This window comes from Leisingera sp. SS27 (genome assembly GCF_028368855.1).
Classification (GTDB): Bacteria; Pseudomonadota; Alphaproteobacteria; order Rhodobacterales; family Rhodobacteraceae; genus Leisingera.
The window spans coordinates 52,519-67,409 of the sequence record NZ_JAQNCY010000016.1 but is presented as its reverse complement, the minus strand read 5'-3'; the positions used below and the strand labels follow the sequence as shown (position 1 = coordinate 67,409).

The 14,891-nt window shown below is 54.8% G+C and carries 21 protein-coding genes; 18 read left to right on the top strand and 3 right to left on the bottom strand.

Annotation, left to right across the window (positions count from 1 at the left end):
• Nucleotides 1-201 precede the first annotated feature (201 nt).
• The 6 genes from N6L27_RS21600 (at nt 202) to N6L27_RS21580 (ending at nt 5,239) form a co-directional block, all read left to right on the top strand.
• Nucleotides 202-651: a DUF3768 domain-containing protein gene (locus N6L27_RS21600; protein WP_271909498.1), complete on the top strand. Its 450-nt coding sequence runs from the start codon at nt 202-204 to the stop codon at nt 649-651.
• 236 nt (nt 652-887) lie between these two features.
• On the top strand, nt 888-2,738 hold the full coding sequence (locus N6L27_RS21595; protein ID WP_271909497.1) for a ParB/RepB/Spo0J family partition protein: 1,851 nt from the start codon (nt 888-890) through the stop codon (nt 2,736-2,738).
• A 54-nt stretch (nt 2,739-2,792) separates the two neighbouring features.
• Nucleotides 2,793-3,425, top strand: coding sequence for a hypothetical protein (locus N6L27_RS21590; RefSeq protein WP_271909496.1), 633 nt, complete (start codon nt 2,793-2,795; stop codon nt 3,423-3,425).
• Nucleotides 3,418-3,681 (top strand): zinc finger domain-containing protein, encoded by a 264-nt coding sequence (locus N6L27_RS23325; protein ID WP_442915817.1) that lies wholly within the window; start codon nt 3,418-3,420, stop codon nt 3,679-3,681. The genes N6L27_RS21590 and N6L27_RS23325 overlap by 8 nt, the downstream gene beginning before the upstream one ends.
• A gap of 509 nt (nt 3,682-4,190) precedes the next feature.
• On the top strand, nt 4,191-4,433 hold the full coding sequence (locus tag N6L27_RS21585) for a hypothetical protein (protein ID WP_271909495.1): 243 nt from the start codon (nt 4,191-4,193) through the stop codon (nt 4,431-4,433).
• Nucleotides 4,430-5,239, top strand: a complete 810-nt coding sequence (locus N6L27_RS21580) for an N-6 DNA methylase (RefSeq protein WP_271909494.1) — start codon at nt 4,430-4,432, stop codon at nt 5,237-5,239. Before N6L27_RS21585 ends, N6L27_RS21580 begins: the two co-directional genes overlap by 4 nt.
• Nucleotides 5,240-5,438: 199 nt before the next feature.
• Here the strand turns inward: N6L27_RS21580 and N6L27_RS21575 are convergent, their stop codons facing one another.
• Both N6L27_RS21575 and N6L27_RS21570 read right to left on the bottom strand, forming a co-directional pair.
• Nucleotides 5,439-5,744 carry a hypothetical protein gene (locus N6L27_RS21575; protein WP_271909493.1) on the bottom strand — a complete coding sequence of 102 codons (306 nt, stop codon included), beginning with the start codon at nt 5,742-5,744 and terminating at the stop codon, nt 5,439-5,441.
• The gene (locus N6L27_RS21570; RefSeq protein WP_271909492.1) at nt 5,731-6,393 is read right to left on the bottom strand and encodes a ParA family protein; all 663 of its coding nucleotides are present in this window, start codon (nt 6,391-6,393) and stop codon (nt 5,731-5,733) included. The genes N6L27_RS21575 and N6L27_RS21570 overlap by 14 nt, the downstream gene beginning before the upstream one ends.
• Nucleotides 6,394-7,380: 987 nt before the next feature.
• On the opposite strand from N6L27_RS21570, the gene N6L27_RS21565 reads away from it, so the two are divergent.
• The 3 genes from N6L27_RS21565 to N6L27_RS21555 all read left to right on the top strand — a co-directional run bounded on the left by N6L27_RS21565 (nt 7,381) and on the right by N6L27_RS21555 (nt 8,624).
• The gene (locus N6L27_RS21565; protein WP_271909491.1) at nt 7,381-7,569 is read left to right on the top strand and encodes a hypothetical protein; all 189 of its coding nucleotides are present in this window, start codon (nt 7,381-7,383) and stop codon (nt 7,567-7,569) included.
• Between the two features lie 437 nt (nt 7,570-8,006).
• A complete protein-coding gene (locus tag N6L27_RS21560) occupies nt 8,007-8,234 on the top strand; it encodes a hypothetical protein (RefSeq protein ID WP_271909490.1) in 228 nt (75 codons plus the stop codon).
• Nucleotides 8,235-8,330: 96 nt separating this feature from the next.
• Nucleotides 8,331-8,624 (top strand): hypothetical protein, encoded by a 294-nt coding sequence (locus N6L27_RS21555; protein WP_271909489.1) that lies wholly within the window; start codon nt 8,331-8,333, stop codon nt 8,622-8,624.
• Nucleotides 8,625-8,636: 12 nt separating this feature from the next.
• Here the strand turns inward: N6L27_RS21555 and N6L27_RS21550 are convergent, their stop codons facing one another.
• On the bottom strand, nt 8,637-8,897 hold the full coding sequence (locus N6L27_RS21550) for a hypothetical protein (RefSeq protein WP_271909488.1): 261 nt from the start codon (nt 8,895-8,897) through the stop codon (nt 8,637-8,639).
• 667 nt (nt 8,898-9,564) lie between these two features.
• Between N6L27_RS21550 and N6L27_RS21545 the strand changes: the two genes are divergently transcribed.
• The 9 genes from N6L27_RS21545 to N6L27_RS23320 all read left to right on the top strand — a co-directional run bounded on the left by N6L27_RS21545 (nt 9,565) and on the right by N6L27_RS23320 (nt 14,808).
• Nucleotides 9,565-9,900, top strand: a complete 336-nt coding sequence (locus N6L27_RS21545; protein WP_271909487.1) for a hypothetical protein — start codon at nt 9,565-9,567, stop codon at nt 9,898-9,900.
• Nucleotides 9,901-9,932: 32 nt separating this feature from the next.
• Entirely contained in the window at nt 9,933-10,244 is a 312-nt protein-coding gene (locus N6L27_RS21540) for a helix-turn-helix domain-containing protein (RefSeq protein ID WP_271909486.1), read from the top strand.
• Nucleotide 10,245: 1 nt separating this feature from the next.
• Entirely contained in the window at nt 10,246-11,172 is a 927-nt protein-coding gene (locus N6L27_RS21535; RefSeq protein WP_271909485.1) for a reverse transcriptase family protein, read from the top strand.
• A gap of 504 nt (nt 11,173-11,676) precedes the next feature.
• Complete coding sequence (locus tag N6L27_RS21530; protein ID WP_271909484.1) at nt 11,677-12,072, top strand: hypothetical protein; 396 nt, start codon at nt 11,677-11,679, stop codon at nt 12,070-12,072.
• Nucleotides 12,073-12,520: 448 nt separating this feature from the next.
• Complete coding sequence (locus N6L27_RS21525) at nt 12,521-12,832, top strand: antitoxin (RefSeq protein ID WP_271909483.1); 312 nt, start codon at nt 12,521-12,523, stop codon at nt 12,830-12,832.
• The gene (locus N6L27_RS21520; protein ID WP_271909482.1) at nt 12,829-13,221 is read left to right on the top strand and encodes a type II toxin-antitoxin system VapC family toxin; all 393 of its coding nucleotides are present in this window, start codon (nt 12,829-12,831) and stop codon (nt 13,219-13,221) included. Before N6L27_RS21525 ends, N6L27_RS21520 begins: the two co-directional genes overlap by 4 nt.
• Complete coding sequence (locus tag N6L27_RS21515) at nt 13,218-13,733, top strand: hypothetical protein (protein ID WP_271909481.1); 516 nt, start codon at nt 13,218-13,220, stop codon at nt 13,731-13,733. Before N6L27_RS21520 ends, N6L27_RS21515 begins: the two co-directional genes overlap by 4 nt.
• A 32-nt stretch (nt 13,734-13,765) precedes the next feature.
• Entirely contained in the window at nt 13,766-14,425 is a 660-nt protein-coding gene (locus N6L27_RS21510) for a hypothetical protein (RefSeq protein WP_271909480.1), read from the top strand.
• The gene (locus N6L27_RS23320) at nt 14,422-14,808 is read left to right on the top strand and encodes a thermonuclease family protein (protein WP_442915816.1); all 387 of its coding nucleotides are present in this window, start codon (nt 14,422-14,424) and stop codon (nt 14,806-14,808) included. The genes N6L27_RS21510 and N6L27_RS23320 overlap by 4 nt, the downstream gene beginning before the upstream one ends.
• The last annotated feature ends 83 nt before the right edge of the window (nt 14,809-14,891 follow it).

The window sequence follows — 14,891 nt, the reverse complement described above, 5'->3', positions numbered from 1 at the left end:
TTCCGCTGGATCGAAACCAGCTGAAGCCTCGCCACACCTCTTTTGTCGCCCCCCCTCCCTTCCGGGGAAAAACGCGGATGGGTGCGGGTGGCAGGCGTCAGGGCCAATGGGTCGTTTCCGTGACCCATTGGAACAAACCGAAGCGAACGCGGATAGGTCGGGCGAACATCGGCCACCGCATCACCACTTAGGAGGCCAACTATGGCTTTATATCAATGCAACGGGTGCGGCGCAGCAGAAACGCTGGTCTCTGTTGTGCCGGAATCCTGCTCTGCCTGTGGTTCCCGTGCCCTCGTCAACATGTCCATTCAAGCATCTGCAATCGCGGAAGCGAACGATGCATTCCGCGCAGCAATCCCCTTTCAAGGGCATCAGACCTATGAGGGACAGGTGATTTTCAGCGGTGGCGTTGAAGAAAAGGGGATGCTGTTTGTCGTCCTTGCGACCCGAGCCGTTGCTGAGTTCACAGACTTCACTGAATTGAACGATCCGAGCGGTGATCACTCGTTTGGTGTTGTGCACGTCAACGAGATGGAAGTTTTCTGGGCAATCAGCCTTTACAACAAAACTTACGATGCCGCTGCAGACGATCCGCTTGACGATGACGATACGCGGCGTGTGCTCACCATCTACCTGCCCCACGAACACTGAAATCGGGAAAGCCCGTAGGTGCTACCGCGCCGGGAGGGAGGTGAAGTCATGAGCATTGAACAGATCAATCTGCGCAAGCGTGAAGCCTATGCGCTGATCAGAAAGGGAGGTCTCTCCGCCAAGATCGGCCTCGCCTTTCTGAAATCACACGGAGCCGCCTAAGCGGCCACGCCTCAGCCCAAAAGGGCTGGGGCACCAATAACACAAAAATTCACCACGTTACAAGGAATGCCCAAATGTCGAAGCATCAGGAAATCAAAGCAACAGAAGCCCGTTTCCCGCTGGAGAAACTGATCCTGTCCCCCATGAACCCACGTCAGGATGTGCCGGAACAGGACATTAAAGACCTTGCGGGAACCCTCTGGGCAAAAGGCATGATCCAGTCTCTTGCCGGATATACCGAGGACTTGGACGGGGCCGAGATTGTTGCCGGTGGCACCCGTTTGCGCGCCCTGCAATATCTGGCCGAGACAAAGCCGGAATTTGCCAAGGTACGGCCCGAACTGGCAAACCCGCTGGTGATGCTCGCACCCGACCGCGAAACCGCCGCCGATTGGGCGAAGATGGAAAACGTGGTCCGCAAGAACCTGCCCCCGGCTCTGGAAATCCGCACCTTTGGCGAAATGCGCGCCGAGGGCAAAGATGTCAGCGCCATCGCTACCAATTTCGGCGTGACTGAAAAGCACGTCTACCGCCGCCTTGCGCTGGCCGATCTGCCGGAGCCGGTTCTTGATGCTCTGGCAGCACAGGAAATCAATCTGAGCATGGCGGCATGTTTCACGATCTGTGACGACGAGGCCCATGCCCTTGCCGTTCTGGACCGGGTGCGCGGCGAGAACTGGTCAGATCACCAGCTTAAACGGGCGTTGAAACCCGACTGCGTGAAAGCGACTGACCGCCGCGTGAAGTTCGTGGGCGATGATGCCTACACCGAAGCAGGCGGCAAGATGGGCGGCGATCTGTTTGCCGAGGAAAAGCTGTATGACAGCCCGGAAATTCTGGATGGTTGCTTTCAGGTTGCGCTTGAAGATGCGGCCCGCGAAATCGCACAGGCCGAAGGCTGGAAATGGGTCGAACCGATCACAGCGCATTACCTGAGCAGCTACGATATGGGGTTGAGCAAATACGAGCAGATTTTCCGTGAACGTGGCGAGCTGACCGAAGAACAGTCCGAGCGCTATGACGAGCTGGCCGAGCTGGCGGAAGGCGAAGTTCTGGACGAGGCGGGATGGTCCGAACTTGCCGAACTGGAGAAGATCATCGAAGGAGAATATAGCGAGGCGCAGAAAACCCATGCCGGTCTTTACGTCTATGTGAACCAGCAAGGCGTATTGGAACGCTCTGGCGAATTGGTCCGGCCCGAGGACAAAAAAGCCGCTGTTGAGGCGGGTGTTCTCAAAGCGTCAGCCGGTTCCGCCGCCAGCGCCGCGCCGAAATCTCCGATTTCTCAGGCGCTGCGCGACGATCTGAACCGCGTTGCAAAGGGTGCGCAGCAACACGCGATCCTGCGCGACCCGGATTTGATGATTGACCTTCTGGCCTATCAGTTGAGCCACGAAATGCGGTGGTCCAACCCGTTCGGTCTGTCACAAAGCTATGTGCCGAACTGGCCCAGCACCGAGGCGGCAGGCTATGAACTGGACGAACGGCTGACCACGAACCCGGCCCGCGATATGTACGATGCCAAAGACCTTGGCGCATCGTTCCGGGCGTTCCGCAAGAAGGGCGCAGAGCATATTCGCGGCGAACTGACCCGCTTCCTTGCAGCCCAATATCAGGGCGGTGATGCGAAGCTGGCGGCGATGATTGCCAAGGAAACAAAGCCCAGCATCCGCGAAGTCTGGACGCCGACCGCTGAGAACTTTTTCAGCCGCGTGGGTGGCCCCTACATGAACCAGATTTGGCGCGATCTGCTGGACCTTGCCGAAGATCACCCGACCGCAACGAGTTTTGCCAAGCTGAAGAAGGGCGACAAGGCGGAGAAGCTGGAAAGCCTGTTTGCCAGTGCTGAGACACGCAAGGCTCACAACGTCACCGACGAGCAGGCCGCGAAGATCGACGCATGGTTGCCCGAGGGCATGGAATAATAAACGCTGGCAGGGCGCATTAGCGCCCTGCCCCATCCGCAGGAGATTGAACAAATGCGCTTCAAATCTTGGCCCCGCCACGCATTCACCGACACACCGCGAAAGCGGGCCGCTCTGCGCCGCAAGCAGCGCATGGAGCGGGAAGCCCTGCCGCTCTTTGCCGACCAGGTTGCCGAAGAACAGCCGAGCGAGGATCAAGTTATGGAGAACCGGGCAAGGGCGTGGTCCGAACAGGAAGTCAGGGACCGGAGCGCACGGGCAGGGAAATGGCGTGAAGCCCGACGCATGATTGACTCGATGCCAAAGGACGAGCGCCGCGCCGTTCGGCGGGCATGGGACTGCGCCCCATACCCAGCCGACCCGTCCTATCTGTTGAGCGTTCTGCACAGCTACAGCCTTGGCCGGATCGACCTGAAACGCCCGCCATTTCCGCTGTCTCGCACAGATGCATCAGGCGCACGGAAAGGCAGCCTCTTTGCAACATCTGACCTGTTTGTGACGGTCCTGAAGGCGCGCGACATTGCTGAAGACCCTGACGCGCATCCGCTGGCCGAACGCCATGCCGCCTACCATCATCTGCAAGCTGCGGCGTCCTCGAACAAAGACCGCACGGAAGCCATGCGGGACCGTGTACGGGCGTCCGAGTTGTTTCTGCGCCTTGGAGAAATGGAGGAATGCAATGCCTGATTTCACAGCCCACCGTCATCCAGTTCTTGCCGTGAGGTGCCCTGATTGCGGTCGTGACCCCGGTGTTTGGTGCCGCCGCCCAAGTGGTCATCTGGCAAGTGATTTTCACACTAGCCGGAAGGCCGAGGCCGACCGGGTGTTTATAGACCAGCACGGCCCGGATGCGTCCATTGAGCGCGACGACGTTGGCTGGGTGATTGATCCGCGCGGGCGCGTTGGTATTCGACCGCAGCCGGAGCAACTGGCTTTGTTCTGAAGCTGGCCCGCAGACTTTTCCCAGGAGGCGACCAGGTACACGGTTTGCGCTCCTGGACAACGTGTTTTCCTTTGTGGTGAAGGAACCAACTGGCCCCGCCCTTGTGGTGGGGTCTTTTTTTCTTGCGGAGATCCCCGTGCTTGCACGGCGATCACATGAGCTGCGGTCATGCCGCAGCAGCGGCATGGCACTTTCCCAATAGTGCCCTGGGGGATTCGGCTAAGCCGAACGCCCCAGGGAGATCCGGGAACCGCCGGTTCCCCCGTCAAGCAGAGCGCTATTCGGGCCGGAAGGGGTTTCCCCAACCTCGGTCACGGCTCCGCCGCGCTGCGAGGATGGGTGATCCCCCTCCCCTTCCGGCCCGGCACTCTGCTTGACGGGTCCCCCTCCTGCCCTCGGCCGGGAGCAGGGTTTGCAGGAGAGGGCCGCTTCGCGGTCCTTCCCGCAACCCCTGTCCCAAGTATTCGGCATCCAGATCGAAACGGGACCACCACACAGGAAAGTGCAAAATGCCGTGTAATGCCCCGGTCTCTGTTCACTGCGGAAAATGCGGAGGTCAAAACATAAAGGCCGATGCAACAGCAGTATGGGTCAATGAAATTCAAGATTGGGAATTGTCCGCAGTCTTTGACAGCTGTGTCTGTGAAGACTGCGGCCAAGAAGTAAAAACTTATGAATTTCCGATCATCGAACCGTCTGCCGAACTGGAAAAAGACCTTAAACAGGCCGCCGCCAATGAGGCGGCGGAATGACCCCTGCGGTAAAGGAATTTGTGCGCCTTCTCAACGATATAGACCGTTCCAAGCATCGAAGAGAGGTTTTCGCTGACTTCTGCGAAATGAGCTATTGCGCGCTGGCTAAGAAAGCCAGCCCGTTTCCTGATCAGCGCGAAGCCCTGGAAGCCCAATACATGAGCGTTGTTGCCCGTTACCGAGACAAGGACGATGTGCGCAAAATGCCGGAAATGGTAGGGATCGCCCTTGGTGAAATCGGCAATGGTGGTTGCGATTTTCTGGGCATGGCCGCCGGTGAGCTGGAAGTTCTGGACGCTAAACTCGGCCAGTTTTTTACACCCTACGAAGTGTCGCGCATGATGGCGGAAATCTCGCTATCCGATGTGGACGAGAAGCTTGCCGAACAGGGATTTATCACCGTTCAGGAACCAGCTGCAGGCGCAGGTGGAATGCTTATGGCGATCGCGGACGTCATCGAGGGCAAGGGTCATAAGCTGGAAACTTCTGTTTGGGTAGAAGCTGTGGAGCTGTCCCGGCCGACTTTCCATATGTGCTATGTCCAATGCGCCGCGCGTGGCCTGGCTGGTAAGATCATTTGCGGCAATAGCCTTTCGCTTGAGGTATTCACCAGCGCATACACCGCCGCCGCGCCTGTGTTTTTCGCAGCAAATGGAGATCCGTTTGCCAAACAGAAAGAACAGGCACAGAAGGCTGAAGCTGAAGCAGCCCAGCGAGAGCAACAAGCCGAGGCCGAACGGAAAAACCGGCTTGCTACTCTGGGCGACAGTCCAGCTATTTCCGGTCAGCAGCTCACCCTCTTTTGAGGGTGAGTTTCGGAAACAGCTACCTTTTTTACCGCCAGTTGGCTGAAGGAAAAGGCCGGCCGTTTCTGATGTCACAGGAGGGAATGGCCTAAAGGCCCTGCCCTCCTGGACTGGCGCCTTCGGCGCCTGAGCCGCTGCGCGGCGAAAAGAAGGCTGCAAAGGTGCCTCATAACAGTTACCTATTATGTGTTATGTCTTGTTACCTGCGGCGACCGTCTATTTCTTCCATTGGAGGGATATCAACGCCTCCTGCCCGCAAGCAGTGATACAGAAACTCCTTCATACCCATGCCCTTAGCCTCGGCGGCATCAATGAATGCCTGTTTAATCGGCTTCGGGACATTAGAAAATGCGAACTGGACGCGCGGAGCAGTCTTTAACGATCCGGTTTTGGCTTTAGATGGGCTCGGTAAAGAAGCTGAAAGCTGGCGGAGAATGTCTGCCTCCGCGTCAGGTTTCTCCTCGTGGGTATCATCAAGGCCCAGGTCAACTTTAAGCTTTGCCATCTTTGCCTCCGTAGAAATCGAGCAGACCACCCATCTGCATTTCAGCCAACACAGTTTGTGCCGACCTCTTTGCTGAGCCCTCGGGTCCTCGGCCAGTGCTCATCATTTCCTTGAAGCCTGTTCGGTGCGCACACATGGCTTTTAGCCTGGGTATCTTAAGGTCATCCAAGGATTCCAAGGTAGCCGCTGTGATATTGGTTGCCGGATCCACGTCCATCATGACGACATAGGCAGGAATGTCTTTGTCCATCGAGTCCGCCACACTGGTAACATGCCTGAATGTCTTGATTGCACCTTTGGCATCAGTTTCAGTGGCTTTCGAAGGGATCAAGACCAGGCCGGATGCGTTGATTGCATAAACAGCCATAGCCGACTTGAAACCGGCGGTGTCCACGAAAATCGCATCGTAAGCCGGCACGCTCTTCTTGAGAGCGCGAAGTGTTGGAATTAGCCGTTCGTCGTCTTCCTCAACCGCCCAATCAACGTCGGTGCTTTCTTTTTTGGCCCAATCCGAAAGGGTATGTTGTGGGTCTGTGTCGATGACGGCCACTTTGGCGCCATCCGCTACCATTAGTGATGCAATTGCTATGAGGAGGGTAGACTTCCCTGCCCCGCCTTTCTCTTGAACAACGCTGATTACTTGGGTCACTGCTCGATCCTCTTTTTGCCTTGTTCACCTATAAGGTGTTAATAGTTATGTGTAAACTGTTATGCATTGCTGTCTGCTGTGAGCCATTGAGACTATGGCGTGGTGGTCACATGAGACCGTTGATATTGGGCAAGGATCACTCTTTAAATTGCTGTAAATAAATAATATTTTGCAACATTTTGGACCGGGTTTGAGCTAAAGAATGGGATCAAATAACAGTTAAGTGTTAGGTATTAAGTGTTAGAAGTTAGGAGTTAAGGGTTAGGTGTTATGAGTTAAGTGGTAAGGGTTATGGGTTCTGCCTTTCCGGATTTGGCACTAGTTTAGCATCGACTTGGTTTCGGGGCGCATCCCGCGTGAACGCGGGACCGCGCTCTATTCCGCGCCGCAGGCGGCGCTCCACCGATCCAACCGTGTGGAACTCCCTGGGGCAATAACACCTCATCTGTCCCAAAGGGCCAGCTGACGCGTTTTGCGCCATGGTCGTTTCCACACGGCTGTATCGGCCCTTCGGGTGACGATCGCATTGCGCAGGCTGCAAGCAGCCTGGAGAACGGCTACCAATAACAGTTCTCTGTTATGTGTTACCTGTTAATGATTGACCTGCGGCTACCTGCCTGACCGTGTTTTCAGCTGTCCCTAGGTCTGGAAGGCAACCAGGTTACGGTTGAAAAAGGCGCGCTCAAGGTGATCGCGGTGATATTGCCTATTCACCGCCGCTGGCCTCTCACAATTCTACCGCAGTTCCAGCAAGTCTTGCCTTCAGCCTCCGAGACGCAACTTCAGACCAAAGCCATAAGGATCCTCGCCAATCTGTGTTTCTCAAAGATGAACACTAAGCGGGCAGCCGGGAATGATCGCTATGCTTCAACTGAAAATTTCCCCTGGGCTTAGAGCCCATTCCTCGCGGATCAAATTTTCAGCTGACATCCCCTTTGAGCCCGCTTCCTCCATGTTCATCGAAACACTCAAAGCGAGGATCACAAAATGCCTTCTCAAACTCTGAACCTTAACGTCAAGGCAAACGAAAAAGACGGCAAGACTTACTGGAACCGCTGCGGTGTTGCCTTCGTCAGCACCGACGCGGAGGGCAACATCACCGCGATCACCGTCAAACACGATATGTTCCCGAACGTGGACATGGTTGCTTTCCCGAAGAAGGATGCCAACTCCTGAAGTCCACAATTGGGCGGCTCCGGCCGCCCAATTGCTTGCTCCAGGGTGGGCATTAAGAACAAGAGATCAGCGAAACCGCTGATCACATAGATGATTTAGCCAGGGCAGGGGATCGTCGGGCAAGCCCGCTCACCCCGGCCCAGACATTCTCGCCGGTAGGGCAGGGGGGATTCGGACAAGCCGAACGCCCCCTGGTTAGGGGGAAGACGCTGCCTTCCCCCTCGGACAGGCGCGCAAGTTCCTCGCCCAAAGGAAAATTTCCCCTGGGCCTTTGGCCCATTCCTCGCGGGACAAATTTTCCTCCGGCCTGCGGTTCGCGCGCTTGTCTCGCCCCCAACCGCTGTTCGCCACGAGGCAGGGATGCAGGGGCAGGCGCCTTCGGCGGCTGTCCTGCATCCAGCCTTGATTTTCTTGCACCACAGATAGGGAGCATTCAAATGACAACATACCGCCTCGGTTCTTCCCCTGCAGTTCACACCCCCGGCGTTATCGCGTGGGCCATCAACGCCTATTCCTTTGAGGAAGATCGGCAGCGGATGCTTCAGACAGTCAGTGCGACCTTTTCCGACGTCCCGGCCGCCGCCATCGAGCAACTGCTGTCCAAGGCTGTTCCTTACAAGGTCGAAGGCGAAACCGTAGTGTTCAGCGCTGAGGTGCCGGCATGAAGCGCCATTGGGAAACGCACCTCTACACCTACGCAGTCGCGCTCTCTCAGGGCGCGGCAACGGTGACGTGACCTTTGAATTTTAGGGAGGCCAGTCATGAGCCAGCTTGATCTCATCCCAATGACCGAGACAGAAAAAGCAAAACCCGGCGCGCAATGGTGGGCCGGGGAATACCAATGCCGAAACTTCGGGGGATACTACCAGGTCCGGGAGCAGGGCAGGGGGGATTGGCAGTTTGTGATCTACGGCTTCGGGTTCGATGACACGACTGCCAGTATCTACCGGATCAGGGAAGATGGCAGCCTTGTGCATGAGGATGTGCCGATAGATGGCCGCGACCGCTTAACCGTCAATGGGAGGAAGTATGGGCGGGACAACTGGCGGCACTAACGTGCTAAAAGGTTATTCCTTGGATGGTAGTTGACTGCGCGCCTCAGAAATTACCTTGGCCATCCTCTTGTGTTTTCGCGCAAGCTCAAACCGCTTTGCACCTATAGTTCTTTGGAACCCTACCATACCCAATTCGTCTTGAGCGATTTGGATGCGCCCCTGCTCAAACAGTTCCCAGGCTTCCTCGAATGAAATTGGGGGAATTTGCTTGTAAGCGTAGACGAGTAACGCTTCATCCAGAGCATCAATTTGATCTTTTGTTACAAGTTTCATGTGCCACCCTTTCTGATAGCTGTCGGCAGGGCAATTTCAACCGCGTTGATAGATGCCTTGCTTTGAACTGTGTCCGTAGTTGACCCCATCATGGCCCATAGCATGTTCCCGGAAGAAAACCAGTCTGGACCAGGTGCAAAATCTCACGTGATTGCCCGCCGCGTTCTCACACTACAGACCAGGCGATCTTAGCAAGACAGTCCGGTAACCAGCCGATCACGGACGGCTGCTCTTAGATTTCCTGCCTCTCGCTGTGCGGTGCATGAGCTGGTAGGATCGGGACCTTGCAGCCATTCGCTGCAGGCGCAGCCTGGGCAACGCTTTGCGTCCGCAATGCGCAAAAGCGGACTTTGCAAAGTCCGGCGTACGACCCGCTCCCGCCGTTGATTGCAACGCATAATACAAAGACCGAAACCAGTAGAGTTGCCGTTCATTTTGTTCGCCGTACTGGAAGTAAGCGAACCTCAATGAAACCAAAATGTTCACTGTGAGTGACATCTTGTTGACAATCGTTGCCCGCGATCTTAAGTGTAATCTCGGTTGGCACTCTCTCTGAGTGACAGAATAAGTCTTCATAGTTTGGAGGAGGTTTAATTTATCTCACCCGTGGAAGCCCTCGTGGCTTCTGACCTTTGACCCCCACAGGCTCCTCGATGTCCCCGGACATGTGGAGAGCACGGAAGGGGCGAGCCAGGACCACAACGAAGACCTTTGTGGTCCTGTGTATGCGAGTGAAACTACCGGCATCTGTTTCCTGCTTGAAAGCGAAGACACGCCATTGGCAATCCCGCCACGGCGTTTTCAAGAGGAGGCTTCAATGAAGCAAGAAAGACAAACTACCAGCCTGCCGGGGCGGCGACTGATCGAGCAACCACCAACAGAAAAGAAACCCAAGTGGTCATCAATTCTGGGAACGGTGCTCAGGGGCATCCTAATTTGGATGCCGCGATTGTGGAAAGTGGTTGAAATCGTTTCCGGATGGTTCACTCCGCCACCTTCGTAGGGCGCCGCTCTCAATTACACAAAGGAAGACCAATGTTCGGACAAGCTTTGAAATTGCTGCGACGATATCAAGGACACAATCAAGTCGTTCTTGCTAAAAAGCTTGGTGTGTCACGTTCCTATATTTCGGAACTTGAGAGTGGCAATAGAACACCTTCACTAGAACTTTTGGGACGCTATGCAGATGTCTTCAACATTCCGGTAAGTTCCCTTGTGTTCTTCGCTGAAGCGCTCGAAGACAAGGAGAATCTCTCAAGTCGACTTGAGAAGGCAAAGGGCATCGTCGCTAAGAAAGTTATTGCGCTGATGACACTGCTCGATGTTGACAGTGAGATAGAGCTTTGAAATGACTAACACACGGAAACCATGGCGAAAAAAAGCGAAGAAATTCTATGCTTTGGAGCAAAGCCCTTTTTACGGGTTGCAGCGAAAAAAAGATCTAGCTGAGCTTCTCTTTACCTCCGTCAAGGCTCTAGAAGGAATGACGGACAAGTCTGTTCCACACTACGAATACTGGGAAGAAGAAAAGGCGGACGGCTCTATGAGGCCGCTTTGTCGACCCCATGAAGGGCTAGACAAAGCTCAAAGCCGCGTCGCCTATTTGTTGGCCTGCATCGAAACGCCAAGTTACGTTCATGCCCCGGTTCCCAAAAGAACTTACGTAACCAACGCGGCCGCTCATCAAGGTTCAAGATCATTTTGTTTGATGGACATTGATAGCTTTTACCCATCTTGTCGTGAAGAGAAAGTGCTGGCTTTCTTCCAACATCGCATGAGGTGTTCACCCGACGTCGCGGTCATTCTAGCGAGACTTTGTTGCGATAAAGGCTCCTTGCCTCAAGGCTCTCCGTCAAGCCCGATACTTTCGTACTGGGCATATTCGGAGATGTGGGATGCAATTTTCAACGTCGCAAAGGAAGCGGGGAACGTATTCACCTTATACATCGACGATCTGACGGTCTCAGGCCAAGTGGTTTTGAAGAGTACGATCTGGAAAGTTCAGAAGGAAATCCACAAGCACGGACTGGCGATCAAGGTTGGGAAGACACGCTGGATAGTGAATAAACCAGCGGGAGTAACAGGTGCAATTGTTGGTCCTGAAGGACTCAGATTGCCAAATCGGCAGCATCAGAAGCTGTCAGCAGCACAATCGGATTTCTCGAAACCTGGCGGCAACCGAAAGAAGAAGACGAACGTTCTCCGTGGTCGCCAAGCTCAAGCATCTCAAATAATGAACCATCCAGCAACGGTTCGAGATGGAAATTCCCACTAGTCGCCCAAAATCCACTTATCAAGCTTCGTAAAGGTGATTTGCAAGTCCGGCGAAACCCCAATTTCTGCCCGATGAGCAAAATGGCAATGTCCGCTTTGGGGCTTGAATGACGTGCTGCGCTAGCGAAGGGCAGCCCCTAGAGTAATGACGGCTGAGGGCTCTGACGGTGAATTGGCCGTACCGCGCTTGAAGGGCAGCTATCCCGCAAGTGGCCTCTGATCGGCTGGTTACCGGACTGTCTTGCTAAGATCGCCTGGTCTGTAGTGTGAGAACGCGGTGGGCAATCACGTGAGATTATGCACCAGGCATCGATAACTGATACTTGCCCTGGAGGGTAGAGATTCATATATGCCGGAAGCATTCACTTAGCCGGGGGCAGTCCCTCCTTCTATCAAAATTCAGAATGGTTCCGGAGGTCTCGAAGTGATCCTTTTTCACGGTGGGAGCCGCTTACAGAATGGAAAGATCTGGCCCATCACGCACTTTGGAACCCTGCAGGCTGCCATGGACCGCATCACGGTAAACTACGAAGAGTGCTTTCCTGGCGAAGACCCGCAGTGCGTTTTGAACAAATGTAGACTGGTCCTGGGTGCAAACGTTGTGGACTTGCCTGACTGGGACATTGCCCAGCCATCCGGGGTAATCCTTGCCTTGATAAAATCTGGTCTCCTAGCCGTGTCCGCTAAGGAGAAACATGAGTTTCTTAGGCCTTTCAATGAAGTTCAAAGAAATGATCCGTTGAGGGCGAGGTTAATGATTATGAAGGCGACTGAGCATTTGGATATCAGCGCGATCCGCTATCGAAATGCTCATGAAGGTGACGACGAAGATTTTTCGTATTGCGTCCTGAGGCCCGAGAGTATCGAGGTCCTGGACTGCAAAATCATTGAGCGGGTCTGAAGGGCGAATTCCTGGGGTTAACTTTCCGCTGCAAAGTCGCCCGGCTGCATCCAATCGCTTTGGCTCGCTCTTCGCGGGTCGCGCCATCAGCTTCCATTTGCAGAGCCTGTGCCACGCATATCTGTAACGAGGCCCGCTCTCTTTAGCCTGATTTCAATAGCCCGCTTCGAGGCACCAAAATGGTCCGACAATGCAGTCAATATTTGATTGTAGGGTGTATAGTTACAGGGCTGATCATCAACGAAGATACCTGCTTTGGTGACGTGCTGAGTACGCAAAGACCTAGAAGGTGATCAAAGGCTGCCAGGGGCAATAGGCGTTTTGCTGGTTGGTGATGCCACCATGTTTCTGATTGCGGCACGCGAAACCCCTTTGAGTTAAATCTTGCCAGTTTGCTGAAAAATAACGGTCTTCTCACTCATTTTGGAGTGCTAGCTCTTGAGTTCTAATGCTGGTGGTATATATTATTGATATGTATCAAGGAGGCCGCGCAATGCCAAGTACTACTGAACCATCGAGAGCAAAGGTTTTCATGACAGGTCGTTCCCAGGCGGTGCGGCTTCCTAAGGAGTTTCGCTTCAGCACTGATGAAGTCCGTATTCGGGCTGAAGGGGGCAAGGTCATCCTGGAGCCAATTGAAGAGGACTGGAGGTGGCTGAAGGAGCTGCACGAACTCGGGCCTTTGGATCAAGATGCTGTGGATGCAGCAACTGAAGAAGTTCCGCAGCAAGACCGGCCAGGACTGGACGTTTTCGAATGAAGTTCCTGCTCGACACCAATGCTGTCATCGCCATCATCGCTGGAAACAGCAATGTAATCGAGCGGCTTTCCGAATTCGCACCCAGGGACTTTGGCGTCCCGTCAGTTGTGATGCACGAGCTGTACTTCGGCGCTTATAAGAGCCAGAAGGTTGAGGCCAACCTTGCACGCATTGAGGCACTGCGGTTCGAAGTTCTGGATTTCTCAGAAAGCGACGGCAGGGCGGCAGGCGAGATCCGGGCAGAGCTGAAACGGCAGGGCAACCCGATTGGCCCCTATGATGTGCTGATTGCGGGGCAGGCTGTTTCCCGGTCTCTGGCGCTGATCACCCACAACGTCAAAGAATTTAGCAGAGTCCCGGGCCTGCAATATGAGGATTGGCAGTCATGAACATGTTGTCTGAAGGATTGAACCGGACTTGGCGTTCGGCGCAGATGTACATCGGGTTTCACAGGGACCAGTCAGGAAACCAGCGGGAGGCCGCCAAACTGTGGCCGCCCAGAAATGGCAACGCGTCTATTCACCGGGATCCGGCCGAGCAAGAGGCGTTCGTGGTGGTCAAAGCGTCTGACCAAACTGAAAACGGCGACGTGCAAATCAAACTGCGCCCGGATCAAATAGTCCTACGCCGGGATCCAGCTCAAGGATGGCAGGGGATCAAGGTCGATGATTACGAGGTTGCTGTACAAGTCAACGGCGCGTGGATCCGCATCAAGGCCGATGGTTCTGTTTCCCACACGCGGGATGGAGATCTAACAGCCATCGAGGCGGACGGTTCCGTGATCAAAGTGACAGATCACGTCGAAGCGATCATGTCAGGAGACGGCGTGGAAATGTCCAGACGAACAGCCTCAGACTTCGCGGCGATCCGGACAGACGGGGTGATTTCCAAAGCTCGCTAACCGGGCATCCACATAGGCATATAGGTTTCAGAATGTTTCAAGATTTTTGGGTCGTCCTCGACCAGGCCAGAGACGCCGCACCTTACATCGGGTATGCTTGGTTTTTCTGCGGTGTCGCAATTTTCTGTATAGCAGCTGCCCTGCGAAATTTGCGCCTTGGCGACTTCGGACTGGCAAACATGCTTACCGCGCCGTTCGCATACTTCTGTTTCGACATTTTCAGAGCTGGCTTGCTCGCAGTGGCAGCAGCTGACGTCTTAGTGGTGATCCAGGAGGCGCCAATGCTCCAGCACGGATACCCCTTGTTATTTATAACCGTGACTGCGGTGGGAGTTGTACTCGGCCTGAACCCTTTGCAAATAGTGCGCGACGGATTTTCCTTGCCCTCCAAAACTCTTCCAGGCGGTAGGGGAGAACACGAATGCGAATTCAAGCCAGCGGGTGGCCCAGGAAGCATGAGGTGCGCCGGCTTTGCAACGCTTGGCTGGCCGCGCTTCAAGAACGATCTGCCGATAGTGCGAGCGACCGATCGGTTGGAGCGGTGCTCTTGCGGTGCTGAACGCTGGGCGCCGGGTTTCTATCTCGCCCCCGAGCTGGAAAAGGATACCGATCAAACCGGATGGCCGCTGAACCACAGGGGAGAGCGCTTGCCAGCCAATAAAGCTGAACGCGTTTTCGAGGCCCCGGCATGAGGTTCCTTGCTGCAATACTCTTTCTAGTCTCGGCTGCCGTGGCCCAAGCAGCACCGTTAAGCAGCCGGGACATATATCTGATCGACGGTGACACGGCCGATGTTGGAAACGATCGGTTCCGGCTTGTGGGTTACGACACCCCGGAAACATACAAGCCGCAGTGCCGGTATGAAAAAGCCCTTGGCGATGAAGCGACACGCCGTGCTCGCCAACTGGTCAGGGAAGCCGGAACGGTCGATTTCATTGTGCTTCCTGGCCGGGATAAATACGGTAGGGGGCTTGCCCGTATTTTTCTTCACGGGCACGACCTGGGCAGTATTCTGATTTCTGAAGGACTAGCACGTCCATATAGAGGAGGGCGGAGACAAAGTTGGTGCGGGTAGTTTTCTACGCGCAGAGGATATTCTGGATTTTTTTTAGTCGCTAAACTATTCAGTGCTCACCAGAGGCAAAGTTATAGGAATGG